We start from the raw sequence: 24,682 nt of genomic DNA, 5'->3' as shown, positions 1-24,682 counted from the left end.
ATGATCCGCGGTGTGAAGGGCAGCCTGCTGGCTGCGGTGTCGCTGGCGCTCGTCGGTTGTGCGGCGAGTAATGGAGAGACGGCCTCGGCGGGCGATAAGCCCGCCGAGAAGCCGGTGAAGTTCAACAAGGATCCGTATCCGTCGACCTACAAGGCTTATCCCGGGCAAGTCACGGCGGTCCGTAACGTCACGATCTTCGACGGCGAGGGCGGGCGGATCGACAATGGCACCGTGCTGCTGGCGAACGGGAAGGTCGAGGCCGTCGGCGGTCCCGATACGCCAATCCCGGCGGATATCGCGGTCTATGACGGGACCGGCAAGTTCCTGACCCCCGGCATCATCGACATCCACAGCCACCTTGGCGACTATCCCTCGCCCAGCGTCGAGGCGCATTCGGACGGCAACGAAATGACGTCGCCGACGACGCCCGAAGTCTGGACCGAACATAGTGTCTGGCCGCAGGACCCGGGATTCAGCCGCGCGCTGGCGAACGGCGGCGTGACGAGCCTGCAGATCCTGCCGGGCAGCGCGAACCTGATGGGCGGGCGCTCGATCACGCTCAAGAATGTGCCCTCGCGCACGGTGCAGGGAATGAAGTTCCCCGGCGCGCCTTACGGCCTAAAAATGGCGTGCGGCGAGAATCCGAAGCGCGTCTATGGCGGCAAGGGCCGCGCGCCCTCGACCCGCATGGGCAATTATGCGGTCAATCGCGCGACTTGGGCGAAGGCGGCGGCCTACAAGAAGAAGATGGACGACGGAAAGGCCGTCGACCGCGACCTTGCGATGGAAACGCTTGTCGGCGTGCTGTCGGGCGAGATCCTCGTCCACAACCATTGCTATCGCGCCGACGAAATGGCGCTCGTCATCGATATGTCGAAGGAATTCGGCTACAAGGTGTCGACCTTCCACCACGCGGTCGAAAGCTACAAGATCGCCGATATCCTTGCGAAGGAAGGCATTTGCTCGGCGATGTGGGCCGACTGGTGGGGCTTCAAGATGGAAGCCTATGACAGCGTCAACGAGAATATCCCGCTCGTCTACAAGGCCGGCGCGTGCACGATCGTCCACTCGGATGATGCGAACCAGATTCAGCGGCTCAACCAGGAAGCCGCGAAGGCGCGCGCAGCGGGCCGCCGCATCGGGATCGACGTCAGCGACGAGCTGGCGTGGACCTGGCTGTCGTACAATCCCGCCAAGGCGCTGGGTATCGGCGACAAGACGGGCAGCCTGAAACCCGGCAAGATGGCCGACGTCGTGCTGTGGAACGGCAATCCGTTCAGCGCTTATACGCGCCCCGAAAAGGTGTGGATCGACGGCGCGTTGATGTTCGACGCGAACGACCCGAAGCGGCGTCCGGTGAGCGATTTCGAGCTCGGCCAGCCGGGCGAAGGAGACGTGAAATGATCCGCGCGCTTCTTCTCTCCGCCGCGGCAATCATCGCGGTTCCCGCAACCGCGCAGGATGTCGCGATCGTCAACGCAAAGCTCGTCATCGGCGACGGCAGCGCGCCGATCGACGGCGGCACCGTCGTCGTGCGCGGCGGCAAGGTCGTCGCGGCGGGGGCGGGCGTTGCCGTGCCCGCGGGCGTCGAGCGCGTGGACGCGCAGGGCAAATATGTCACGCCGGGCATCGTCGCGGCGTTCAGCCGCGTCGGGCTGACCGAAGTCGATGCCGTAACCGGCACCAACGATCGGTCGGCACCGCGCACGCGCTTTTCGGCGGGGCTCGATATCGCGCCCGCGCTGAATCCGATGGGATCGCCCGTCGCGGTCAACCGCGCGTCGGGCGTGACGCGCGCGATCGTCGCGCCGGGCAGCAGCAGCAATTTGTTCGCCGGCCAAGGCGCGGTCGTCGACCTCGCCGACGATATGGACATGGTGACCAAGCCCCGCGCGCTGCAATATGTCGCGTTCGGCGAGGATGGTTCGGCAAAGGCGGGGGGCAGCCGCGCGGCGACCTTCCTGCTCTTCCGCGAGCAATTGCTGGCGGCACGCAGCTATGCGCGCAACCCCGCGACGCTTGCCGAATGGGGCAATGACGCGATGATCCAGCGCGCCGATGCCGATGCGCTCGTCCGCGTGATCGACGGCACGACGCCGCTCTTCGTTCGCGTCGACCGCGCCGCGGACATCGTGAATGTCATCAAGCTGAAGGGCGAGTTTCCCGCGCTGAAGCTGGTGCTCGTCGGGGTGACCGAGGGCTGGCTCGTCGCGCGCGACATCGCGGCGGCAAAGGTGCCGGTGCTCGTGTCGCCGCTCACCGACCTGCCGTCGACCTTCGAACAACTTGGCGCGACGCAATCGAACGCTGGGCGGCTCAAGGCCGCGGGCGTCGACGTGTCGGTCGGCGTGTTCGACGACGATGACGCGCACAAGATGGGCTATGCGACGCAATATGCCGGCAACCTCGTCGGCCTCGCGCGCGTGCCCGGTGCCAGCGGCATGACGTGGGATCAGGCGTTCGCGTCGATCAGCAGCGTCCCGGCACGCGCCGTCGGCATGGAGGGCAGCATCGGTTCGCTGCGTCCGGGCCGCGCCGGCGATGTCGTGATCTGGGACAATGACCCGCTCGAACTCGGCAGCCGCCCGACGGCGGTGTGGATCGATGGCAAGGCACAATCGCTGACGACACGGCAGGACCGTTTGCGCGACCGCTATACGACGCCGCAGGAAGGGGCATTGCCCAAAGCATACGACCGATAGGGCGGGGCAGGCGTTTCACCGCCTGCTCCATCCCTTGCTCTCCATGTTGACACTGTTACCTTTGTCGCACAATTATCGCCGCTGAGCCCATCGCGAGTCGCGCATCGCGACGCCTGGGCGATAGATGACATTGTTGGAGGAGGGATTGGTCATGCAGCCGGTGTCGCTTTTGATCACGACCTGCGTGTTGTTCGTCGGGTCGCATCTTGCGCTGTCGCATCCGCTTCGGGACGGGCTCGCAGGGCGGCTTGGCGAGCGCGGGTTCCAGATCACCTATTCGATCGTCGCGATAGCGACCTTCATCATGATGGTGCAGGCGTGGCGGGGGATGCCGCCCGAGCCGCCCTTGTGGGCGGTCGACGATCCGCTGTGGATCCTCGCGTCGCTGATCGTGCTCTTTGCGAGCATCCTCTTCATCGGATCGCTGATCGGCAATCCGGCGCTGCCCGCACCGCACGCCGCGCGCGATGCGGCGGCGACGCCGCGCGGGGTGTTCGCGATCACGCGGCACCCGATGATGTGGGGCTTCGCGCTGTGGGCCTTTGCGCATGTGCTGGTGATGCCGACCACGGCGCAGATCATATTGTCCGCGACGATCATCTTCCTCGCGCTCGTCGGTTCGGCGGGCCAGGATGCAAAAAAGGCGCGGCTGATGGGCGATGCCTGGCGCCAGTGGGCGGCGCGGACGAGTTTTGTGCCCTATGCGCGGCAGGTCGGCGGGGCGACACCATGGGCCGACACGATCCCGCGCCCGCACGCGCTGCTCGGCGGGATCATGCTATGGCTTGTCGCGACCTGGGCGCATGGCGCGCTTGGTTATATGGTCGCCGGGATCTGGCGTTGGGTGGGATAGGAGCCGAATGAACGCGGACACGCATCTCAACGACCTGTCGCTGCGGCTGCTTGGCCGCGCGTTCGACGAGCTCGATCCCGAGGAATCGCGCGTGGTCGCGTCGATCGCAAAGCGCGCGCCCAGCAGCCGCGACGCCGCCGATATCGAGGATGCGCAGGCGAGCACCGGCGACCGGCTGGCCGACCGGGTCGCGGCGGTCGGCGGCTCATGGGGCTTCATCATCGTCTTTGCGCTGATCCTGTTCGGCTGGATGCTGCTCAATTCGGAGGTGCTCCAGCGCTTCGGCCTCGCGTTCGACCCCTATCCCTACATCTTCCTGAACCTGATGCTCTCGACGCTCGCGGCGATCCAGGCGCCGATCATTATGATGAGCCAGAACCGGCAGGCGGCGAAGGACCGGCTGACCGCGAGCGTCGATTACGAAATCAACCTGCGCGCCGAACTGGAGATCATGCGGCTGCACGAAAAGATCGACCAGATGCGGATCGCCGAGCTGGCGGAGAAGGTCGATGCGTTGTGTGCGCGGCTGGATGTGAAGGGGTAGGGCGGGCGGATGGCGGCTTTGGGGCGGGGAGCGGACATTGCGCAAGTGCCTGACTTTGCTAGCTACGCGGAGAAGTTGCTAGACATCAGATTTGAGGGGGCCGCGGTATGATCGTCGGTTTTTTGCTCATGGCGCAGGCTGCTACCCAATTGAAACCGCCAACGCCGCCAATGATGTCAATTGAGGCTTTGACGGACAGCGCAGAGCGTCAGACGCTTCCGGCATACAAAGTAAATTGCAAGCTCAGCGACAGTGGCGGCAAGGTCGGCCAGCTCAAACTCGAGCAAACCGGGGGACGCGGTGTCCGAGGAACAAAAGGGGAGCTTTGGACCATGCCGGCTTGGCGGGGTTTCGTGAGCACACCCGTATCTCTAAAAGTCATACAAGATGACAGCGGGCTTATCGAAAATCCGCTACTTGGCGCCAGTACTGGTGATAAGCCGTCTCGCCTCGAAACTTATCGTTGGGATGCGCGCTCTCGCTCAAGTTACGATTCTCTCATGCAATTTCGAGACGGTAAGGCATGGGTTATGATACAGCTTACCGACACGCCCGAGTTGTCGGGCAATGCGTCTGGGCCGTTGGTGTATGGTGCCGTGATCACACGCCGAAGGGACAATAGAAACCTGCCGGGCGCGCATCTCGGATTTTGCTCGATTGAAAGCAGCCCTCAAAAGCCATTGTCGGAGGCAGAAGAAGCCCGGTACCGAGACCAATAATATTGCTCCGTTAGCGTCCGCTTCCGGTCGTTAGCAGACGCCCGGCGGGCAGCCTACAACCGCACCATCCGCATCCCTACCTCGCCATAACGCGGGCCGCTCGTGCCGCCCTTTGGCGCCGCCGCGTCGATTGCGGCGAGGTCGTCGGCGGTCAGCGTGACCTCGGCCGCCGCGACGCTGTCTTCCATCGTCGCGCGGCGCTTGGTGCCGGGGATCGGGACAATATCGTCGCCCTGCGCGAGCAGCCAGCCGAGCGCGACCTGCGCCTTCGACACGCCATGCTTGTCAGCGACCGCGCCGATCGCATCGACGATCGCGAGGTTGGCGGGCAGATTCTCGTCCGAATAGCGCGGGTCGTTGCGGCGCCAGTCGGTTTCGGGAAGCTCGTCGCGGCTGCGCACCGCGCCCGCGAGGAAACCGCGGCCGAGCGGCGAGTAAGGGACGAAGCCGATGCCATTGTCGCGGCAGACGCCGAGGATCTCGTCCTCGATGTCGCGCTCCCAGATCGAATATTCGCTTTGCAAAGCGGTGATCGGCGCGGCCTTTGCGGCGCGGCGGATCGTGTCGGGGCCGGCTTCGGACAGCGCGATGTGGCGGACCTTGCCCTCCTTCACCAGCTCCATCATCCCGCCGACAGTCTCCTCGATCGGGACCGACGGGTCGACGCGGTGCTGGTAGAAGAGGTCGATCGTGTCGATACCGAGCCGCTGGAGCGAGCCTTCGCACGCGGCGCGCGCGTTGGCGGGCGAACCGTCGACCCCGGTGATCGCCTTGCCCTCGAATTTGAAGCCGAACTTCGTCGCGATGACGAGGCCGTTGCGCTTGCCCTTGATCGCGTCGCCGAGCAGCTCCTCGTTGCTGAAGGGGCCATAGATCTGCGCGGTGTCGAAAAAGGTGACGCCAAGGTCGATCGCGCGGTGGATCGTGCGCGTCGATTCATCGAGGTCGGCGGCCTCGCCATAAAGGATATTGCCGCCCTTGATCATCGGCATGCAGCCGATGCCGATCGCGGACACTTCGAGGCCGTGGCCGAGCTTGCGATATTTCATGAGGCTTCTCCTGCTGCTTCCTTCTCGACGCCGTCGGCGGCATATTTGGTCGCGGCGACATCACCGATGACATTACCTAGGGTTCGGAAGATATCGGGAAAAGTCTCGACCGCGACGAGCAGCCCGAGCGGTGCGACGGGGACACCCATCGACACTGCGATCGGCGCGATCGAGGTCACGAAGCTGATCGATCCGGGTAGGCTGACCGAGGAGAGCGCGGCGGCGATCGCGACCGCAAGGCCGACCGCCATCTCCCATGGGGTCAGCTCGACCCCGAACAGCCACGCGACATAGACGACGACCGCAAGGTTCATCGCCGGGCTGGTGAAACGGAACAGGGCGACCGCGAGCGGCAACACGACGTCGGCCTTTTTGGGATCGACGCCAAGCTCCTCCGACGATTTCAGCATCGCGGGCAGGCTGGCGAGCGAGCTTTGCGTGCTGATCGCGACCGCGAGCGTCGGGACCATGGCGCGGATGAAGCGCGGCAACGGAATGCCGACGACGAGCCACGCGAGGAGCAGGCCGAGGAGAAGGCAGCTGACGCCGATCGCCGAGAGGATCAGCACATAATGAATGAGGCCGCCGAACGCCGCGACCCCGGCCTTGACCGCGAGCGCATAGCCCAGCGCGAAAACGCCGATCGGCGCGAGCGCGAGGACCCAGCCGATGACGATCAGCATCGCGTCGCCGAGCGCCTTGAACAGCCCTGACAGCGTCGCGCGCTGCACGGGCTCGAGCTTCGTGATCGCGAAAGCGAAAATCGTGGTGAAGACGATCAGCGGCAGGATCGCGGTCTCGGCCGCCGCGGCAATCGGGTTGGTCGGGATCAGCGAGAGCAGGAAATCGCCAAAGGTCGGCGACGGTCCTGTCTGCGTCGTGCCGCCAAGCCCGTGGCGCAGTGCTTCGGCGGCGCCGGGCGACAGCGGGAAGAGCCGGAGAAGGAGCGGCGCCAGCAGCAACGTCATCAGGCCCGAAAGCGTGATCGCGCCAAGGAAGATCATCACCGCGCGGAAGGCGAGCTTGCCCGCGCGTGCGGCGTCGGCGGTCGCGGTGATGCCGGTGATGAGCAGCGCGACGACGAGCGGGACGATCGTCATCTTCAATGCGTTGAGCCAGAGCAGCCCAATCGGTTCGACAAAGGGAAGCGAGGCGGTTCCGGCATCGGGCGACACCAGCTCGACGCCGATTCCCAAAAGCATGCCGGCGACGAGCGCCGAAAGGATGAACCAAGCGGATTTCAAGACGGATTCTCCCGGCGTTTTTTCTGGCCTGCTTGCCAAGCAAAAGAGGGTGACTTAGAGCACCTCCCGAAAGAAACGGGAACCGGTTTTTGGGCCGGGAAATGCTCCGCGGGGGCCATCCCGTGGGAAGCCGGGGCAGGCATTTGCCGGGCGATGGTTAGGTAGCTGAGGGAATATGCGCAAGTTTTTCGGAACCGACGGGATTCGCGGCCTGACCAACCAGGTCCCGATGACCGCGGAAGTCGCGATGCGCGTCGGTATGGCGGCGGGCGCACACTTCCTGCGCGGCGACCACAAGCACCGTGTCGTGATCGGCAAGGACACGCGCTTGTCGGGCTATATGCTCGAAAATGCGCTCGTCGCAGGCTTCACCAGCGTCGGCATGGACGTGGTGCAGGTCGGCCCGATGCCGACCCCGGCGATCGCAATGCTCACGCGCTCGATGCGCGCCGATCTGGGCGTGATGATTTCGGCGAGCCACAACCCGTATCGGGATAATGGGATCAAGCTGTTCGGTCCTGACGGATACAAGCTGTCCGACGAGGACGAGGCGCAGATCGAGCATTTGCTCGGGGAAGAGCCGAAGCTCGCCGAACCGAGCCACATCGGGCGCGCCAAGCGCATCGACGACGCGCGCGGGCGCTATATCCATGCGGTGAAACAGAGCCTGCCCGAATCGGTCCGCCTCGACGGGCTGCGCATCGTGCTCGATTGCGCCAATGGCGCGGCGTATAACAGCGCGCCGACGGTGTTCTGGGAACTTGGCGCCGACGTGGTGGCGATCGGCGTCGATCCGAACGGCACCAACATCAACGACAAATGCGGATCGACCGCCCCCGCGCTGTTGCAGGAAACCGTGGTCGCGAGCGGCGCCGACATCGGCATCGCGCTCGACGGCGACGCCGACCGGTTGATCGTCGTCGATGAAACAGGCCGGATCGTCGATGGCGACCAGATCATGGGACTGATCGGCGCGAGCTGGGCGCGGCAGGGACGGCTGAAAGGCGGCGGCGTCGTCGCGACGGTGATGTCGAACCTTGGCCTCGAACGTTTCCTCGAAGCCGAAGGGCTGCGGCTCGAGCGCACCAAGGTCGGCGACCGCCATGTCCTCGAACGGATGCGCGAAGGCGGATTCAACGTCGGCGGCGAGCAGTCGGGGCATATGATCCTGTCCGATCATGCGACGACCGGCGACGGCACGCTCGCCGCGTTGCAGGTGCTCGCCGAACTCATCGCGTCGGGCAAGCCCGCGAGCGAATTGCTGCACCAGTTCGACCCCGTGCCACAGCTTTTGAAGAATGTCCGCTTCGCCGGCGGCAAGCCGCTCGAAGACAAGCAGGTCATCGCGGCGATCGCCGAGGGCGAAGCGACGCTCAACGGCCGCGGCCGCCTCGTCATCCGCCCGTCGGGCACCGAACCGCTGATCCGCGTGATGGCCGAGGGCGACGATGCCGGGCAGGTCGAGCAGGTCGTCGACATGATCTGCGACGCCGTGCGCGCGGCGACAGCATAACCATTTGATTTTCTAGAACCGAAAGAGACTTACCATGCTTGAAATGCGACCCGATTGCGAAAAATGCGGACGCGATCTGCCCGCCAACCTTCACGGCGCCTTCATCTGCTCGTTCGAATGCACCTTCTGCGCCAACTGCGCCGACAAGCTCGACGAGATTTGCCCCAATTGCGGCGGCGACCTGCTCGACCGGCCGCTGCGCGAGGGCGCGGCGCTGGCGAAATTCCCCGCTTCGACGGAGCGAAAGCATAAGGGGTGACCGCGCGCGTCCTGATTATCGCCGGCTCGGATAGCGGCGGTGGTGCGGGCATCCAGGCCGACATCAAAGCGGTCACGATGCTCGGCGGCCACGCGATGACCGCGATCACCGCGATCACCGCGCAAAATACGCTGGGCGTGCAGGGCGTCCATCCGGTCCCGACCGATATGGTGCTCGCGCAGATCGACAGTGTCGCGTCGGACATCGGCGTCGATGCGGTCAAGATCGGGATGATCGGCAGCGCCGAAACCGCCGCGGCGGTCGCGGAGCTCTTGTCGCGGCCCGATCTCGCGCAGGCGGCGCTCGTGTTCGATCCGGTGATGATCGCGACGAGCGGATCGGTGCTCGCCGACACGGCGACGATTGACGCGTTTCGCGCGCTGCTTGATCGCGCGATGGTCGCAACGCCGAATCTGCCCGAGCTGGAAGCCTTGGGTGGCGAGGAAGCGGTGCTCGCGCACGGCTGTTCGCTGCTCGTGAAGGGCGGCCATGCCGAGGGCGCGACGGTGATCGATCGGCTGCTCGAAACCGGCGAGGGCGAGGTCGCGCGCTGGGAAGCTCCGCGTATCGACACCCCGCACAGCCACGGCACCGGCTGCACGCTAGCGAGCGCGATCGCGACCGGGCTGGCGCAGGGCATGCCGCTCGAACCGGCGATCGCGCGCGCGCGCGATTTCGTGCGGCTTTCGCTGCACGATGCGCCGGGGCTGGGGCAAGGGCATGGCCCGATGGGGCAGCAATATGTGCGCAACGACGGGCTGTTCACCGGCCCGGCGCTGAATCAGGTCACGCTGCCCGCGAACGACTATGTGGTGTCGGTCGCTTTCTACAAACAGCTGGGTCTGAAGCAGATCGTCGATAGCCCCGACAATGGTTATGCGCGCTTCGAAGCCGCCAATGGCGTGACGCTGTCGATCCATGTTGGAGACGGCGCGGCGGGCGGGGCGATCGCCTATCTCGAAAGCGGCGCGCTCGATGCGTGGGTAGCTTACCTCGCGCGGCGCGGGGTGCGGTTCGAGCAAATGCCGAAGGACGAGGAATGGGGGTGGCGCGAGGCGCGGCTGGCCGATCCCGCCGGCAATCGGCTGTGTCTCTATCAGGCGGCCGAATATCGGCGTTACCCACCGTGGCGCATATGATCGTCGGCGTCGACGAGGCCGGGCGCGGGCCGCTCGCCGGGCCCGTCGTCGCGGCGGCGGTGCTGCTCTGCGAAGGCGGCATCCCCGGGCTCGACGACAGCAAGAAGCTCACCGCCAAACGCCGCGCCGAACTCGAAGCGCAGATCAAGGCGCGCTGTCGCTGGGGCGTCGGCGAGGCGAGCGTCGCGGAAATCGACCGCATCAACATCCTTCAGGCGACCTTTCTCGCGATGACGCGCGCGGTCGAGGCGCTGGGGTTCGAGCCCGCCGAGGTCCTCGTCGACGGCAACCGCCTGCCGCGCTGGCGCTATACCGCGACCGCGATCATCGGCGGCGACGCGCTCCATCCGTGCATTTCGGCCGCGAGCATCATCGCGAAGGAGCATCGCGACCGCTTCATGGTCGCGGCGGCACGCGACTTCCCCGGCTTTGGCTGGGAAACCAACATGGGCTATGGTACGGCGCAGCATCTCGCGGCGCTGCGCCAGCATGGCCCGACGCCGCACCATCGGACCAGTTTTGCCCCGGTCGCACAAATGCAGCTGGTCTGACCGCCCGAAGCCTAAAAGCCTAAGAGGGGAACAGGCGATGAGCAGAGGATTTTCGGCCGACGATGTGTCGGTTCAGACCGGCCGCACCTTTCTTGTTACCGGTGCCAATGCCGGAATCGGGTTCGAAACCACCAAAATCCTCGCGGCGCGCGGCGCGCATGTGATCCTTGCCTGCCGCGATGAGGACAAGGCCGAGGTGGCGATGAACCGCATCTGGGTCGACGTGCCAAAGGCCGAACTGTCGTTCCAGCCGCTCGATCTCGCCGACCTCGACCAGGTCCGCGATGCGGCGAAGGCGGTGCTCGCGGGACCGCGGATCGACGTCCTCATCAACAATGCGGGGGTGATGATCCCGCCCCGGACGCTGACCAGGCAGGGGTATGAGCTGCAATTCGGGGTCAACCACCTCGGCACCTTCGCGCTGACCGGCCTCATCCACCCCCATGTCGACGACCGGGTCGTCATCACGGGCAGCATCGCGCACCGGAACGGCGCGATGGATTACAGCGACCTGTCGGCGTCGCGCAGCTATCACAATTGGGCGCGCTATCAGATGAGCAAGCTTGCGAACCTGCTCCATATGTTCGAGCTCGACCGGCGGTTGAGCGCCGCGGGGCGCGCGACGCAGGCGATCGGCTGCCATCCGGGGGTCGCGCTCACCGAACTCACGCGCCACCTGCCGCTGCCGCTGCGCACGATGACCCCGCTTGCCGGCCCCTTTTTCAACAGTGCGGCGCAGGGCGCGTGGCCGACGTTGCAGGCGGCGACGGGCGCGCGGGTTCAGGGCGGCGACTATCTGGGGCCGCAGGGGCTCGGCGAGGTGTCGGGCCGCTCGGGGCCGGCGCGCGCCACACGCGACGCGCGCGATCCGAAGCTCGCGCGCGAGCTGTGGCAGCATTCGATCGACCTCACCGGGGTCGATCCGGGGCTTTGACCCCGCAACGCAAAATTTTTTTCGGGGGTGAGTCTTCGTCGCCACACCACCAGTGGTTGAGTCTCCGAGTCGCGGCCGACTCCATATGGTGTGCCAGACTCGTTTCGTTCTCATCGCGTTAACCAGTTAGAGAGGCGGAATCCTTAGACTCCTGCGCTTGACGGCGGACTCCGCTGGACTCATCAGGGCCTTCTTACGAGCAAGGAACGGGGTGAAGCATGGGTGTGATGGAACGGGTCAAGGCGCCGGCGACGAAGAAGCGGACGCCGAAAGTCGACCCCGCGGACCTGCCGCTCGACAGCATCTTGCAGGGCGATTGCGTCGAAATGATGCGCTCGCTGCCCGCCGCGTCGGTCGACATGATCTTCGCCGACCCACCGTATAATCTCCAGCTCGGCGGCGACCTGCTGCGCCCTGACGGCAGCCAGGTCGACGCGGTCGACGACGACTGGGACAAGTTCGACAGCCTCGCGACCTATGATCGCTTCACCCAGGCGTGGCTCAAGGAAGCGAAGCGCATCCTGAAGCCGAACGGCAGCATCTGGGTGATCGGCAGCTATCACAATATCTTCCGCGTCGGCACCGCGCTGCAGGACAATGGCTATTGGATCCTCAACGACATCGTGTGGCGCAAGGCGAACCCGATGCCCAATTTCAAGGGCACACGCTTCACCAACGCGCATGAGACTTTGATCTGGGCGTCGATGGGCGAAAAGTCGCGCTACACCTTCAATTATCGCGCGATGAAGACGCTGAACGACGAACTTCAGATGCGTTCGGACTGGCTGATCCCGATCTGCGGCGGGCAGGAGCGGCTGAAGAAGGGCGGAACGAAAGTCCACCCGACGCAAAAGCCCGAAGCCTTGCTCTATCGCATCCTGCTCGCCTGCTCGAACCCCGGCGACGTGATCCTCGATCCCTTCTTTGGCACCGGCACGACGGGCGCGGTCGCGAAACGCCTCGGCCGCCATTTCATCGGCATCGAGCGCGAGGATGATTATATCGAGGCCGCGTTGGAACGTATCGAGCTGGCGCTGCCGCTCGACGAAAGCGCGGTGAAGACGATGATGGCGCCGAAGGCCGCGACGCGCGTCGCGTTCGGCACTTTGGTCGAATGCGGCATGATCGCGCCGGGAACGGTGCTGACCGATACCAAGCGCCGCTGGAAGGCGAAAGTGCGCGTCGATGGCAGCCTCGATTGCGAAGGCCAGCCCGCAGGCTCGATCCACAAGGTCGGCGCGGGGCTGCAGGGTGCGCCGAGCTGCAACGGCTGGACCTTCTGGCATGTCGACAATGGCAAGGAACTCCGCGTGATCGACGCGGTGCGGCAGGACTGGCTGCTGGCGAACGAAGCCTGATGTTTCAGCCGCTGACCAAGCCCGACCTCGGCGCCGCGTCGGCGGATGCGCAACTCTATTGCCGCCCGACCTGCTTCGTCGACCGCCCGCACGAGCTTGATGACGATTGCCTGCGGATCGCCGACTCTATGGTCTGGTTCGCGGCGTGGCATATCAGCCTGCGCGACGGTCTGACCGTCAAATCGGCGATCGTTCCGGTTCCCGAATGGGATGGCTGGATTGCGGCGATGCCCGACGCATTGGCGCAGGCGGCAAATGCGCAGCGCGCCGGTGTCGTGCGGACGCGCGGCGTGCTCCAACTTGGCGAGCGGAAAATCCGGCTGAACGAGCCGCAGCTCATGGGCATTTTGAACGTCACTCCCGACAGTTTTTCGGACGGCGGCAAGCATGTCGATGCCGTTGCCGCGGCCGAGGCCGGCTTCGCGATGGGCGCTGCGGGGGCGGCGATCATCGATGTCGGCGGCGAATCGACGCGTCCCGGCGCGCCGCTGGTCTGGGAAGGCGACGAGATCAAGCGCATCGAAGGCGTAGTGTCGGCGCTCGCGCGGGGCGGCGTCGCGGTGTCGATCGATACGCGCAAGGCTGCGGTGATGGAGGCCGCGCTCGCCGCCGGCGCGCGGATCGTCAACGATATTTCGGCGCTGCGCTACGACGACCGCGCGATGGAAGTCGTCGTGCACGCGGGTTGCCCGGTCGTGCTGATGCACGCGCCCTCGGCAAAGAGCGATCCGCACGAAGGCGGCAATTATGCGCATGTCCTGTTCGACGTCTACGACATGCTCGCCGAGCGCGTCGCGGCGTGCGTCGCCGCCGGGGTCGACCCGGCGAAGATCATCGTCGATCCGGGGCTCGGCTTCGGCAAGGGCGTCGGCGACAATCTGGCGCTCATCAACGGGCTCGCGCTGTTTCACACATTGGGGTGCCCGATCCTGTTCGGCGCGAGCCGCAAGCGGATGATCGGAGCGCTCGACAACGAGGCGCCCGCCGACCAGCGGCTCGGCGGCACGGTGGCGCTACATTATCAGGCGGCGACGCAGGGCGCCCAATTGCTCCGCGTCCACGACATCGCCGAAAACCGGCAGGCGCTCCGCGTCTGGCGCGGGCTGCGCGATGCGGCGCTGACCGCCTGATCAGGCGGCGGTGTCGATCCCGAGGTCGCTCAATTTGCGGTAGAGTGTCGAGCGTCCGATGCCGAGGCGGCGGGCGACTTCGCTCATGCGGCCGCGATAATGGCCGATCGCGAGGCGGATGACGTCGGCCTCGATTTCCTCGAGCGGGCGCAGGTTGCCGTCGGGCAGGTACAGCGTGACGCCGATCGCCTCGCCGTTGATCGCGATCTCGCCTTCGCCGCTCGGGCTGCCGCCGCCGAGCGTCGCCTCGATCGCGCGGAAATCGGCACTGGTGAGGACATCGGTCGTGCTGTTCACCGCCGCGCGGAACAGCACGTCCTGCAGTTGGCGGACGTTGCCCGGCCAGGCGTAGGCGGCGAGCAGGCGCAGCGCGTCGTCGGTGACCCCGATCGGTCCCATGCCCGGCAGACCGCCGATGCGCGCGAGCAGGTGGCGCGCGAGCGGGCCGACGTCGCCGCGGCGTTCGGAGAGCGAGGGCAGGGTGAATTGCGCGCTCGACAGCGCGTAGAACAGGTCTTCGCGGAAGTGGCCGGCCTCGATCAGCTTGTCGAGCGGGCTCGTGCTCGTCGCGATGATGCGCACATCGACGCTCTGGCGGATCGAACCGCCGATCATCTGCACTTCGCCGCTGTTCAGGAATTCGACGAGCTTCGCCTGCGTTTCGAGCGGGATGCACTCGACATGGTCGATGATGATGCTGCCACCGTCGGCCTGAACGAGACGGCCGACCTGGCGGTCGAACGCGCCCGCGAAAGCGCCGCGTTCGTGGCCGAACAGCCCCGATCCGATCAGGCCCGGCGACACCGCCGAGCAATCGACCATGACGAGCTGGCCGCGCGCGCGCGGGCTCGCGCTGTGGATCGCGCGCGCAAAGACTTCCTTGCCGGTGCCGGGCTTGCCGTTGATCATCACCGGCACGCGGGCGCGCGCGGCCTTGGCGGCGATCGCCAGCGCGCTGCGGAAATTGGGGCTCGATCCGATGATTTCCTCGAACGCCAATGGCGCGCGGAGTTTCTCGGTGAGCGGACGCAGTTCGCCCTGCGGGCCACTGGTCGACACGACGCGGTCGAGCGCTTCGAGCAGCCGGTCGGGCGCGATCGGTTTCTGGACGAAGTCGCTCGCCCCGGCGCGCATCGCGCCAACCGCGACCTCGACCCCGTTGCGCATCGTGATCACGACGAGCGGCAGCGCGGGGCGCCAGCGGCGGAGCTCGCCGACGAATTCGGAAATGTCCATGCCCGGTGCGCCCTGGTCGACGAGCACCGCGTCGAGCGCCATGCCTTCCTGCGTGCCGAGCTTGGCCAGGGCGGTGTCGGTGTCGGCGGCGATGACGCTGCGCCAGCCGCCACGCGAAACAAGGGCCGCCAGGAAGCGCTGCTGGGCAGGCTCGCTGTCGACGATCATCACCATTCGCGTGTCGCGCGTGTTCGTCATCGTTCCGAATCTGCCCCCTGAACCGACATTGCTATGGGTTTGTTCTGCTGAGGGCTGCATATCTATCCGATAGGGGTAAAAGGGCGATTAAGGGCATTCGTCTTTTCCCGCATCAGAGTCTAGCAGCCAAACCCGCACTTGAGCATCGCGAGACGCGTGGCTAAGACCGGCGCGATAACCGATTCTGGGATGCGGCGCTGTGCGTTCGCGCACAGAAAACGGCCATTATAGGGGAAAAGCGATGGCACAGCAGGAAATGAAGGCAGCCGAAGAAACCTATGCGGGTTTCATCAGCCTGTTCAAGATCGGCTCGATCATTACCGCGGTGGTGACCGTCGGCGTCGTCCTTCTCATCGCGTCCTGACCGGGCTTCGCGCATGCGCATCGCTGTCCTGAAGGAGCTCGCCGAAGGCGAGACCCGCGTCGCTGCCACCCCGGAAACCGTGAAAAAATTCATTGGTCTGGGCGCTGAAGTTGCCATTGAATCGGGGGCGGGTGAACAAGCCTCGATCGCCGATGCCGATTATAGCGCCGCGGGCGCGAAGGTCGGCAGCCGCGCCGATGTGCTGAAGGGCGCGAATATCATTCTCGCGATCCAGGGTCCCGATCCCAAGGGCCTTGCTGGCTTCGCCGACGGCGCCTGGCTCGTCGCCGGCCTCAACCCGTTCGGCGAACGCGCGCGCATCGACGACTATGCGAAGTTCGGACTCGAAGCGCTGGCGATGGAATTCATGCCGCGCATCACGCGCGCGCAGTCGATGGACATCTTGTCGAGCCAGGCGAATCTCGCGGGCTACAAGGCGGTGCTGATCGCGGCGAACGCCTATGGCCGCGCTTTCCCGATGATGATGACTGCTGCGGGCACCGTCAGCGCCGCGAAGGCGTTCGTGATGGGCGTCGGCGTCGCCGGGCTTCAGGCGATCGCGACGGCGCGCCGCCTCGGCGCACAGGTCAGCGCGACCGACGTGCGCGCCGCGACCAAGGAACAGATCCTATCGCTCGGCGCCAAGCCGATCTTCGTCGAGACGGTGGCGGGGATCGAGGGCGAGGGCGCGGGCGGTTATGCCACCGAAATGTCCGACGAGTATAAGGCGGCGCAGGCCGAGCTCGTGTCGTCGCACATCGCCAAGCAGGACATCGTGATCACCACCGCGCTGATCCCGGGGCGCCCGGCGCCGCGGCTGATCTCGGATGCGCAGCTTGCAACGATGCGCAGCGGCAGCGTGATTGTCGACATGGCGGCCGAAAGCGGCGGCAATGTCGAAGGTTCGGTTTCGGGCGAAGCGAAGCGCATCCACGGCGTCACCGTCATCGGCGCGAAGAATATCGCGGCCTTGATGCCCGCGGACACCAGCGCGCTGTTCAGCCGCAACCTGTTCAACTTCCTCTCGGCCTTCTGGGACAAGGAAGCGGGCAAGCCCGTGCTCGACGAGGAAATCGGCAACGCCGTGCGCCTGACGCAGGGCGGCAAGGTCGTGAACGAGCGGCTGCTGGGTTGAGGTGCGCGCTGATCGCGGGACTGGTCGCGGCGCTCGTTTCGGCGGGCGCCACGCCGGCGTTTGCGAAGGCCAATGCAGACCAGTTCCGCTATCAGTTCAGCACCATCTTCGTTCCCGAAGCGGCGGCGAGCGAGGAGCGGCTGATCGCCAAGCGCGACGCGTGGTTTTTCGGACGACGTACCCCCAGCAGGTCGGTGCGCGTGCTCGGCGATGTCCAAGTGCCCGACGCCGAATTCGGCAACGCGATCCGCAGCGGCGACGTCATCATCCTGGCGCAAGGCAAGGAAATCTACGGCTGCGAGCGCGATGCGCCGCAGGACACGCTCTGGACCGTCTACAAAAAGCTGTGTCTTGCAGACTTCGACAAAGACGGCGCCTTCGAATCCTATTATCTGAACAAGGACTATCCCTATGCGGATTTCCACGTCCAGACCGAGGAGAAGAAGGACTTCCGCCCGATGCCGCCGGTTCGATACGAGTCCGTTCCGGTCCGCGCCTATGGAGAGATGGACGATTATCGGTCGTTCTTTGGTGCCTATGTCGGCTCGAAATTCGTGATCTGTCTCGGCGCGCCCGTGAAGGATTTCGGGCCGACCTGCTTCACCGACGGCGTGAAGATCGAGCCCACGGCGAACTGGCAGAGCTTCAACTATCGCGGCGGCGTTTTTGCGGTACGCCAGCATGGTCCCGATCAGCTGGCGATCCGGATCGAGAAGCCGGTCGATACGTTCGAATATCCGGTGTTCGAGCCCAAGCCATAGTGGCCGGCGGCAGCAATCCGGCGGAGACGGAAGATGGGCCTTTTCAGCGCGGCACGGCTGGTGATCGGCCGCTGAGGCGGGGCGAGCCTCCCAAGGGGCGAAACGCGAGCCAAAAATGAAAAAAATGGCCGATTTCGGCCTTTTCATGAAACTTCCTTTGGTTACTATGCGTTCAGGGTTTCCTTAACCCTGACTTTCAACCAATTGGAGAATGATTGATGTCGTCTGCGAAGTTTTTCGCCACTCCCCTCCTTGTGCTTGCCACCCTGTCGCCCGTTTACGCACAGGAAACCCCCGCGCCGGCCGAAGCCGCTGAAGTCGCGGCCGACGCCGCCGCTCCGGCTGAAGCCGCGGCTCCTGCCGCACCCGCGCAGCCCACCGGCATCGCGCTCGAAATCGCCGCCAAGCCCGACCACAAGACGCTGGCCACCGCGCTGACCGCGGCGGGCGTGTCGGACAAGCTCGCTGGCCAGCCGTTCACGATCTTCGCGCCGACCGACCAGGCTTTCGCCGCAGTCCCGCAGCCGATGACCGACTGGCTGATGAACCCCAACAACACCGAATCGCTCGCGAAGGTGCTAACCTATCACGTCGTTCCGGGCCGCGTGACCGCCGAGGACCTCTATGCGAAGATCAAGGCCGGCGGCGGCAAGGCGACGCTCGCGACCGTCGAGGGCGAAACGCTGACCTTCACCGAGGTGCAGGGCAACATCAAGGTCGACGGCACGCAGGGCAGCAGCGGCTTCATCACGCAGCCCGACATCGAACAGTCGAACGGTAATATTCACGTCATCAACGGCGTGTTGATGCCCAGCCTCGGCTGATGATTCGCGCCGCTGCGTCCGGTTTTTGAAAGGATAAGGATATGAAAACCCATCTGATCTTGACGGCCGCAGCGGCCGCGCTCGCGCTGGCGGGCTGCGGCGACAAGAAGGAAACGCCGACCGAGACGACGACCGTCGCGGGCGGCGAAACGGCGGTGCCCGCGACGCCCGCTGCCAGCCCGTCGGCGATGATCGCGAGCAGTTCGATCGCCGCGAATCTTGCGGCCTCGCCCGACCATAAGTCGCTGGCCGCGGCGGTGACGCAGGCTGGTCTTGTGCAGACGCTGTCGGATGTGGGGCCGTTCACGGTCTTTGCGCCGAACGACGCCGCCTTTGTACAGGTGCCGCCGGTGACGCGCGACGGCTGGATGCGCCCGGCGCAGAAGGATGTGCTCGCGGGCGTGCTCAAATATCATGTCGTTCCGGGCAAGCTGACCGCGGCGGACCTTAGCGCGAAGATCGCCGAAGGCGGCGGCAAGGCCGTGCTCAAGACCGCCGACGGGCAGGATTTGACCGCAACCAAGAGCGGCGATGCCATATTGTTGACCAGCGCCAGCGGCAACAAGGCGACGGTGACGCAGGCCGATGTCGGCCAGGCGAACGGTGTCGTCCATGTCATCGACGCGGTGCTCGTCCCGAAAATGTAAAAAACATCGCCGGCTTGCCAGGCAAAGCGATATTTTATGTCGCAAAGCGCCCGCATTTCTCACGCTGAGGAATGCGGACGCTTCTTTTTGGGAGCTTTGGAGTCGACAGATTCGGCGGCGCGCGGCAAGAGGTGCGCGAAACGGAATCAGCAGGGGAGCGAGCCCGTGGATTTTATCGCGATTTTTTCAATTTTCGTACTGGCCTGCTTTGTCGGCTATTTTGTTGTCTGGTCGGTGACCCCGGCGCTGCACACGCCGTTGATGAGTGTCACCAACGCCATTTCGTCGGTGATCATCGTCGGCGCGCTGATCGCCAGCGCCGCCGCGGGGTCGGCTTCCTCCAATTGGCTCGGCCTCGCCGCAGTCGTGATGGCGAGCGTCAATATCTTCGGCGGTTTCGCGGTCACCGCGCGCATGCTTGCAATGTACAAGAAAAAGGAGCGCTGAGATGGACGTCCAGCAGATCCTTTCCGCCGCAGCCGGCGGCCACGGCGCCGTGAATCCCTGGGCGGCGGTCGCCTATCTCGTTTCGGGCATCCTGTTCATTCTCGCGCTGCGCGGGCTGTCGAGCCCGGCGACGGCGCAGGCGGGCAACCGCTTCGGCATGGCGGGCATGCTGATCGCCGTCGTGACCACGCTGCTCACGCATGCGCCGGCCACCGCCGACGGCCTTCTCGACACGGTCGGGCTGGTCGAAATCCTCGTCGCGATCGGCATCGGTGCCGTGATCGGCGTCGTGATGGCGCGCAAGATCGCGATGACCGCGATGCCGCAGCTCGTCGCGGCGTTCCACAGCCTCGTCGGCCTTGCCGCGGTCGCGGTGGCGGCGGCGGCGTATCTCAATCCGCAAGCGTTCGGCATTGCCGATGCGGCGGGCGAGATCTTCACCGTCAGCCGCATCGAAATGGGCCTAGGCATCGCGATCGGCGCGATCACCTTCTCGGGATCGGTCATCGCCTTCCTGAAACTCAACGGCAATATGTCGGGCGCGCCGATCATGCTGCCCGGGCGGCATGTCATCAACCTCGGCACACTCGCCGCGATCATCGGCCTCGTCGCCTATTTCACCTTCGACCAGTCGCCGTGGGTTTTCTGGACCGTCACCGGCCTCAGCTTCCTGATCGGCTTCCTGCTGATCATCCCGATCGGCGGCGCCGACATGCCGGTCGTCGTGTCGATGCTGAACAGCTATTCGGGCTGGGCCGCGGCGGCGATGGGCTTCACGCTCGGTAACACAGCGATGATCATCACCGGCGCGCTCGTCGGCTCGTCGGGTGCGATCCTGTCGTACATCATGTGCCGCGCGATGAACCGCAGCTTCATCAGCGTGATCGCAGGCGGCTTCGGCGGCGACGATGCGGCAGCGGGCGCGGGCGGTTCGAAGGAACAGCGCCCGTGGAAACCCGGGAGCGCCGAAGACGCCGCCTTCCTGATGAGCCAGGCCGAGAATGTCATCATCGTCCCCGGTTACGGCATGGCGGTCGCGCAGGCGCAGCATGCGCTGCGCGAAATGGGCGACCAGCTGAAGAAGGAAGGCGTCAACGTCAAATATGCGATCCACCCGGTCGCGGGACGTATGCCCGGCCATATGAACGTGCTGCTCGCCGAGGCGAATGTGCCTTATGACGAGGTGTTCGAGCTCGAGGACATCAACGGCGAGTTCGCGCAGTGCGACGTCGCTTTCGTCATCGGCGCGAACGACGTCACCAACCCGGCGGCAAAGACCGACAAGACTTCGCCGATCTATGGCATGCCCGTGCTCGACGTCGAAAAGGCGAAGACGGTGCTGTTCGTGAAGCGCTCGATGGGCGGGGTCGGCTATGCCGGCGTCGACAACGACGTCTTCTACATGGACCAGACGATGATGCTGCTCGGCGATGCCAAGAAGATGGCCGACGACATCGTCAAGGCGCTCAGCGGCAGCGGGCACTAGACAAGAATCGTCGCCCCTGCGAAGCAGAGGCCGCTATCAAGGTGGCGCAAAGCTGCCAGCGGCCCCTGTCCTCGCAGGGGCGACGTGTTTTTAAAGGGGCAATATGCGCAAAATCGGCCTGATCGGGGGGATGAGCTGGGCGTCGACCGAGCTTTATTACCGCCATCTCAACAAGGGCGTGCAAAAGCGCCTCGGCACCGCCTGTTCGGCGCCGATTCTGATGGAGAGCCTCAACTATTGCGAGCTCTCGCGCATCACGACCCCCGAAGGGTGGACGCATGCGAAAGAGGTGCTGATCGCCTCGGCGCAGCGGCTTGAGGCCGCAGGCGCGACCGCGCTGATGATCGCCGCCAATTCGATGCACAAGGTGGCCGAGGATGTCGCCGCGGCGATCTCGATCCCGATCCTCCACATCGTCGACGAAACCGGCCAGAAGATGAAGGCCGACGGGATCAAGTCGGCGGCAGTGATTGGCACGCGCAATGTGACGACCGAACCCTGGTTCCGCCAGCGGCTGGTGCGCCACGGCCTGACGCTTGCGCCCTATGACTCGAGCCGCGTCGACGAGATCGACCGCATCATTTACGAAGAGCTGATGCTCGGCAAGGCAAACGAAAGTTCGCGCCGCACGATGAAAACCTTCATCACCGATATCGCGAAGCAGGATATCCAGGCGATCGTGCTCGCCTGTACCGAACTGGTGATGCTCGTCGACACCGACGCCAATCTGCTGCCGATCTATGACACCACGCGGATACACGTCGCCGAGGGCGTCAACTGGATTTTGGGCGAAGGTTGACCCTTCTCCCTCCCGCAAGCGGGAGGGGAGCTAGCCTAGCTCATCTTCGTCCATGTCACCGTGCGACAGAACAGGCTGACGCAGCCCTTCATCGTCATCTTGCCGCCGTTCACGCGCAGGTGCGCCTTGTAATAGCGGCCATCCTCGGGGCTATAGCCTTCGCCCTTCCAGCCGTCGCCATGCGGCACGAGATCCCAGTAAATCTGTAGTCCGGTGACCTTGCGGCCGCGCTTCGCCTTGTCGGGATTGCGCTCGTCGAGCTGGCCACCCGTGGGCTGTTTGATCAGCAGGCGCTCGACACGCCCGCACATCTTGTTGCCACACGCGGCCATGACAACGACCGCCTTGCCATCGTCGGTTTTCCAGCGCCCGGCAATCGGCGCGGGCGCCGCCGCCATCGACGGCACGGCAATCAAGGCGACAAGCGCCAAACCTAATCTGTGAATCAAAGCGACCTCTCCCCGGGTTAGCTACACATATGTCAGCAACATCGCTTGGCATCCGTCAAGTCTTGCACCATGCTCCCCGAAAATAAGGGGAGAGACATATGCGATTCCATGGCCTGCGCCACGCGGCGACGCTCTGCATCGTGGCGGCCTTTGCCGCCAGTCCGGCGGCGGCGAAAGTGATCAGCGTCAGTGCAACAACGCCCGACGCGAACGAAAAGCTGCAAGAAGCGCTGATCCTCGCGCAGCCGGGCGACACGGTGCAGCTCGGCGCGGGCGTGTGGGAGCTCACCGACGGCCTGTCGCTCGACGTCGCGGGTGTGACGCTGCGCGGTGCGGGGGCGGGCGAGGGCGGGTCGATCCTCGATTTCGCGGGGCAGCAGGGCGCAGGCGAGGGGCTTCTCGTCACCTCCGACGATGTGTTCCTGACCCAATTCGCGGTGCTCAACACCAAGGGCGACGGCATCAAGTCGAAAGGCGCCGACCGCGTCGTCTATCACAAGCTGCGCGTCGAATGGACCGCGGGGCCCAAGGAAACCAACGGCGCCTACGGCATCTACCCGGTCGAAAGCAGCGACGTGCTGATCGACAGCGTTTACGTACGCGGCGCGTCGGACGCCGGCATCTATGTCGGCCAGTCGAAGAATATTGTCGTCCGCGATTCGATCGCGACCGAGAATGTCGCGGGGATCGAGATCGAGAACAGCTATGATGCCGACGTCCACGACAATGTCGCGACGAAGAACACCGGCGGCATCCTGGTGTTCGACCTGCCGAGCCTGCCGATGCAGGGCGGGCACAATGTCCGGGTCTTCGAAAATATCGTGAACGACAACAGCACGCCGAACTTCGCGCCCAAGGGCAATATCGTCGCGAGCGTGCCGACGGGCACCGGTGTCCTCGTGATGGCGAACCGCAACGTTGAGATTTTCGACAATGTGTTCGACAACAATGGCACCGCGAACGTGATGATTGTCGGCTATCGCTATGAGCATAAGGACCCGAAATATCAGCCGCTGCCCCGTGCGATCGTCGTGCGCGGCAACCAGCACGGCAAGGCGGGCTATGCGCCGAAATTCGCAGGCGGCGACATGATCGCGGCCGCGATGGGCGGCAGCATCCCGCCGGTGCTGTGGGACGGTGCGGGCGATGCGATCGTGCTCGACAAGGTCGGCGTGCTGTCGCTGAACCTGCCCGACGTGAAGACGCCGCAGAGCGAGGCGAAGCCGTCGCCCGCCGACCTGTCGAAAGGCACGCGGCCCGCGGCGCTGCCCGTGATCAAGCTGCCCGATGCGATGGAGGCGAAGGTCCAGTGAGACGCGTTTTCGCCGCGGTTGGAGCGGCGCTGCTATGTGCGAGCGGCGGGGCGGCATTGTCGCCGCCCGGGGTCGAGCAGGCGGTGGTCGAAAGCGATGCGATGCCTCCGAAACTGTCGGCATTCGGGCTGTTCCGCGGCAATGATCCGCAAACACCCTCGACCGGCATCGGCTACACGCTGCGCGCGCCGTTGTTCAGCGATTATGCCGACAAGCATCGTTTCATCTCGATCCCCGCGGGCAAGAAAGCGACGGTCGCGGCCGACGGCGTCATCGAGTTTCCGGTCGGCACCGTGCTCGTCAAAAGCTTCGGCTGGAGCGACGTCAACGACGGCCGTCCGGTCGAGACGCGGCTGCTGATCCTCCGCGCATCGGGCTGGACCGCGCTGCCCTATATCTGGGACGCCGACGGCAAGGATGCGACGCTGGCCTTGGGCGGCCGCCGCGTGCCGGTGACCTTCAAGAGCCCCGACGGGGAGACGCACAGCATCCGTTATGCCGTGCCGAACAAGAACCAGTGCAAGGAATGCCACAGCCTCGGCGGCGAGATCGTGCCGATCGGGCCCAAAGCGCGCAATTTCATCCTCGACCCGGCAGCCTCGGACAAGCTGCGCAGCGTCTATTTCGAGAACCCCGCCGCGCTCAAACCGACGATGCCGCAGTGGGACGACCCCAAGAGCGGCAGCGTCGCGACGCGCGCCCGCGCCTATCTCGACGTCAATTGCGCGCATTGCCACAACCCGGCGGGCAGCGCGTCGAACAGCGGGCTTTTCCTGCGCTGGACCGACGACCCGGCGGGCGTCAACTACGGGATCGGCAAGCGCCCGACCGCGGCCGGGCGCGGCAGCGGCGGCATGGATTTCGCGATTGCGCCCGGCGATCCCGACCACAGCTTCCTGATCTATCGCCTCGAAAGCACCGACCCCGGCATCGCCATGCCCGAGGTCGGGCGGTCGACGGTGCACAGGGAAGGCGCCGCGCTGCTGCGGCAATGGATTGCGGAGATGCCCAAAGCATCGCATTAGACG

The 24,682-nt window shown here is 65.2% G+C and carries 26 protein-coding genes; 22 read left to right on the top strand and 4 right to left on the bottom strand.

Features of this window, described 5'->3' with window-relative positions:
* The 5 genes from V8J55_RS14725 (at position 1) to V8J55_RS14705 (ending at position 4,818) form a co-directional block, all read left to right on the top strand.
* Positions 1–1,404, top strand: coding sequence for an amidohydrolase (locus V8J55_RS14725; protein WP_336446352.1), 1,404 nt, complete (start codon positions 1–3; stop codon positions 1,402–1,404).
* Positions 1,401–2,702, top strand: a complete 1,302-nt coding sequence (locus V8J55_RS14720; protein WP_336446351.1) for an amidohydrolase family protein — start codon at positions 1,401–1,403, stop codon at positions 2,700–2,702. Before V8J55_RS14725 ends, V8J55_RS14720 begins: the two co-directional genes overlap by 4 nt.
* A gap of 151 nt (positions 2,703–2,853) precedes the next feature.
* Complete coding sequence (locus V8J55_RS14715) at positions 2,854–3,555, top strand: NnrU family protein (RefSeq protein WP_336446350.1); 702 nt, start codon at positions 2,854–2,856, stop codon at positions 3,553–3,555.
* A 7-nt stretch (positions 3,556–3,562) separates the two neighbouring features.
* Positions 3,563–4,099 carry a DUF1003 domain-containing protein gene (locus V8J55_RS14710; protein WP_336446349.1) on the top strand — a complete coding sequence of 179 codons (537 nt, stop codon included), beginning with the start codon at positions 3,563–3,565 and terminating at the stop codon, positions 4,097–4,099.
* 107 nt (positions 4,100–4,206) lie between these two features.
* A complete protein-coding gene (locus tag V8J55_RS14705) occupies positions 4,207–4,818 on the top strand; it encodes a hypothetical protein (RefSeq protein WP_336446348.1) in 612 nt (203 codons plus the stop codon).
* Positions 4,819–4,871: 53 nt separating this feature from the next.
* Here V8J55_RS14705 and V8J55_RS14700 read toward each other — a convergent pair whose 3' ends face one another.
* Both V8J55_RS14700 and V8J55_RS14695 read right to left on the bottom strand, forming a co-directional pair.
* The gene (locus tag V8J55_RS14700; protein WP_336446347.1) at positions 4,872–5,867 is read right to left on the bottom strand and encodes an aldo/keto reductase; all 996 of its coding nucleotides are present in this window, start codon (positions 5,865–5,867) and stop codon (positions 4,872–4,874) included.
* A complete protein-coding gene (locus tag V8J55_RS14695; RefSeq protein WP_336446346.1) occupies positions 5,864–7,111 on the bottom strand; it encodes a dicarboxylate/amino acid:cation symporter in 1,248 nt (415 codons plus the stop codon). The genes V8J55_RS14700 and V8J55_RS14695 overlap by 4 nt, the downstream gene beginning before the upstream one ends.
* Positions 7,112–7,286: 175 nt before the next feature.
* Here V8J55_RS14695 and glmM point away from each other — a divergent pair, with 175 nt between their 5' ends.
* The 7 genes from glmM to folP all read left to right on the top strand — a co-directional run bounded on the left by glmM (position 7,287) and on the right by folP (position 13,995).
* The gene (gene glmM / locus V8J55_RS14690) at positions 7,287–8,624 is read left to right on the top strand and encodes a phosphoglucosamine mutase (protein ID WP_336446345.1); all 1,338 of its coding nucleotides are present in this window, start codon (positions 7,287–7,289) and stop codon (positions 8,622–8,624) included.
* 34 nt (positions 8,625–8,658) lie between these two features.
* Complete coding sequence (locus V8J55_RS14685) at positions 8,659–8,883, top strand: DUF1272 domain-containing protein (RefSeq protein WP_037510600.1); 225 nt, start codon at positions 8,659–8,661, stop codon at positions 8,881–8,883.
* Entirely contained in the window at positions 8,880–10,022 is a 1,143-nt protein-coding gene (gene thiD / locus V8J55_RS14680; protein WP_336446344.1) for a bifunctional hydroxymethylpyrimidine kinase/phosphomethylpyrimidine kinase, read from the top strand. Before V8J55_RS14685 ends, thiD begins: the two co-directional genes overlap by 4 nt.
* Positions 10,019–10,573, top strand: a complete 555-nt coding sequence (locus V8J55_RS14675; protein WP_336446886.1) for a ribonuclease HII — start codon at positions 10,019–10,021, stop codon at positions 10,571–10,573. The genes thiD and V8J55_RS14675 overlap by 4 nt, the downstream gene beginning before the upstream one ends.
* Positions 10,574–10,610: 37 nt before the next feature.
* Positions 10,611–11,507 carry an oxidoreductase gene (locus V8J55_RS14670; protein ID WP_336446343.1) on the top strand — a complete coding sequence of 299 codons (897 nt, stop codon included), beginning with the start codon at positions 10,611–10,613 and terminating at the stop codon, positions 11,505–11,507.
* A gap of 218 nt (positions 11,508–11,725) precedes the next feature.
* Entirely contained in the window at positions 11,726–12,865 is a 1,140-nt protein-coding gene (locus V8J55_RS14665) for a site-specific DNA-methyltransferase (RefSeq protein ID WP_336446342.1), read from the top strand.
* Complete coding sequence (gene folP / locus V8J55_RS14660) at positions 12,865–13,995, top strand: dihydropteroate synthase (protein WP_336446341.1); 1,131 nt, start codon at positions 12,865–12,867, stop codon at positions 13,993–13,995. The genes V8J55_RS14665 and folP overlap by 1 nt, the downstream gene beginning before the upstream one ends.
* Here the strand turns inward: folP and V8J55_RS14655 are convergent, their stop codons facing one another.
* On the bottom strand, positions 13,996–15,429 hold the full coding sequence (locus V8J55_RS14655; RefSeq protein ID WP_058538049.1) for a sigma-54-dependent transcriptional regulator: 1,434 nt from the start codon (positions 15,427–15,429) through the stop codon (positions 13,996–13,998). It lies immediately after the preceding gene.
* 241 nt (positions 15,430–15,670) lie between these two features.
* On the opposite strand from V8J55_RS14655, the gene V8J55_RS14650 reads away from it, so the two are divergent.
* The 8 genes from V8J55_RS14650 to V8J55_RS14615 all read left to right on the top strand — a co-directional run bounded on the left by V8J55_RS14650 (position 15,671) and on the right by V8J55_RS14615 (position 21,892).
* A complete protein-coding gene (locus tag V8J55_RS14650; RefSeq protein WP_037510616.1) occupies positions 15,671–15,793 on the top strand; it encodes an aa3-type cytochrome c oxidase subunit IV in 123 nt (40 codons plus the stop codon).
* Positions 15,794–15,806: 13 nt separating this feature from the next.
* On the top strand, positions 15,807–16,928 hold the full coding sequence (locus V8J55_RS14645; RefSeq protein ID WP_336446340.1) for an NAD(P) transhydrogenase subunit alpha: 1,122 nt from the start codon (positions 15,807–15,809) through the stop codon (positions 16,926–16,928).
* Positions 16,925–17,689, top strand: a complete 765-nt coding sequence (locus tag V8J55_RS14640) for a hypothetical protein (protein ID WP_336446339.1) — start codon at positions 16,925–16,927, stop codon at positions 17,687–17,689. Before V8J55_RS14645 ends, V8J55_RS14640 begins: the two co-directional genes overlap by 4 nt.
* A 218-nt stretch (positions 17,690–17,907) precedes the next feature.
* Entirely contained in the window at positions 17,908–18,513 is a 606-nt protein-coding gene (locus tag V8J55_RS14635; protein WP_336446338.1) for a fasciclin domain-containing protein, read from the top strand.
* Positions 18,514–18,554: 41 nt separating this feature from the next.
* Entirely contained in the window at positions 18,555–19,160 is a 606-nt protein-coding gene (locus V8J55_RS14630) for a fasciclin domain-containing protein (RefSeq protein WP_336446337.1), read from the top strand.
* 165 nt (positions 19,161–19,325) lie between these two features.
* Positions 19,326–19,607, top strand: coding sequence for a proton-translocating transhydrogenase family protein (locus tag V8J55_RS14625; protein WP_336446885.1), 282 nt, complete (start codon positions 19,326–19,328; stop codon positions 19,605–19,607).
* Position 19,608: 1 nt separating this feature from the next.
* Positions 19,609–21,093, top strand: a complete 1,485-nt coding sequence (locus tag V8J55_RS14620) for an NAD(P)(+) transhydrogenase (Re/Si-specific) subunit beta (RefSeq protein WP_336446336.1) — start codon at positions 19,609–19,611, stop codon at positions 21,091–21,093.
* Positions 21,094–21,196: 103 nt separating this feature from the next.
* Positions 21,197–21,892, top strand: coding sequence for an aspartate/glutamate racemase family protein (locus tag V8J55_RS14615; protein ID WP_336446335.1), 696 nt, complete (start codon positions 21,197–21,199; stop codon positions 21,890–21,892).
* Between the two features lie 35 nt (positions 21,893–21,927).
* Here the strand turns inward: V8J55_RS14615 and V8J55_RS14610 are convergent, their stop codons facing one another.
* On the bottom strand, positions 21,928–22,341 hold the full coding sequence (locus tag V8J55_RS14610; protein ID WP_336446334.1) for a DUF2147 domain-containing protein: 414 nt from the start codon (positions 22,339–22,341) through the stop codon (positions 21,928–21,930).
* A 98-nt stretch (positions 22,342–22,439) separates the two neighbouring features.
* Here V8J55_RS14610 and V8J55_RS14605 point away from each other — a divergent pair, with 98 nt between their 5' ends.
* Positions 22,440–23,654 carry a parallel beta-helix domain-containing protein gene (locus V8J55_RS14605; RefSeq protein WP_336446333.1) on the top strand — a complete coding sequence of 405 codons (1,215 nt, stop codon included), beginning with the start codon at positions 22,440–22,442 and terminating at the stop codon, positions 23,652–23,654.
* Entirely contained in the window at positions 23,651–24,679 is a 1,029-nt protein-coding gene (locus V8J55_RS14600) for an SO2930 family diheme c-type cytochrome (protein ID WP_336446332.1), read from the top strand. Before V8J55_RS14605 ends, V8J55_RS14600 begins: the two co-directional genes overlap by 4 nt.
* The last annotated feature ends 3 nt before the right edge of the window (positions 24,680–24,682 follow it).

This window comes from Sphingopyxis sp. CCNWLW2 (assembly GCF_037095755.1).
Lineage (GTDB): Bacteria > Pseudomonadota > Alphaproteobacteria > Sphingomonadales > Sphingomonadaceae > Sphingopyxis.
The sequence above is the reverse complement of the archived record's forward strand: the minus strand, read 5'-3'. Positions and strand labels throughout refer to the sequence as shown.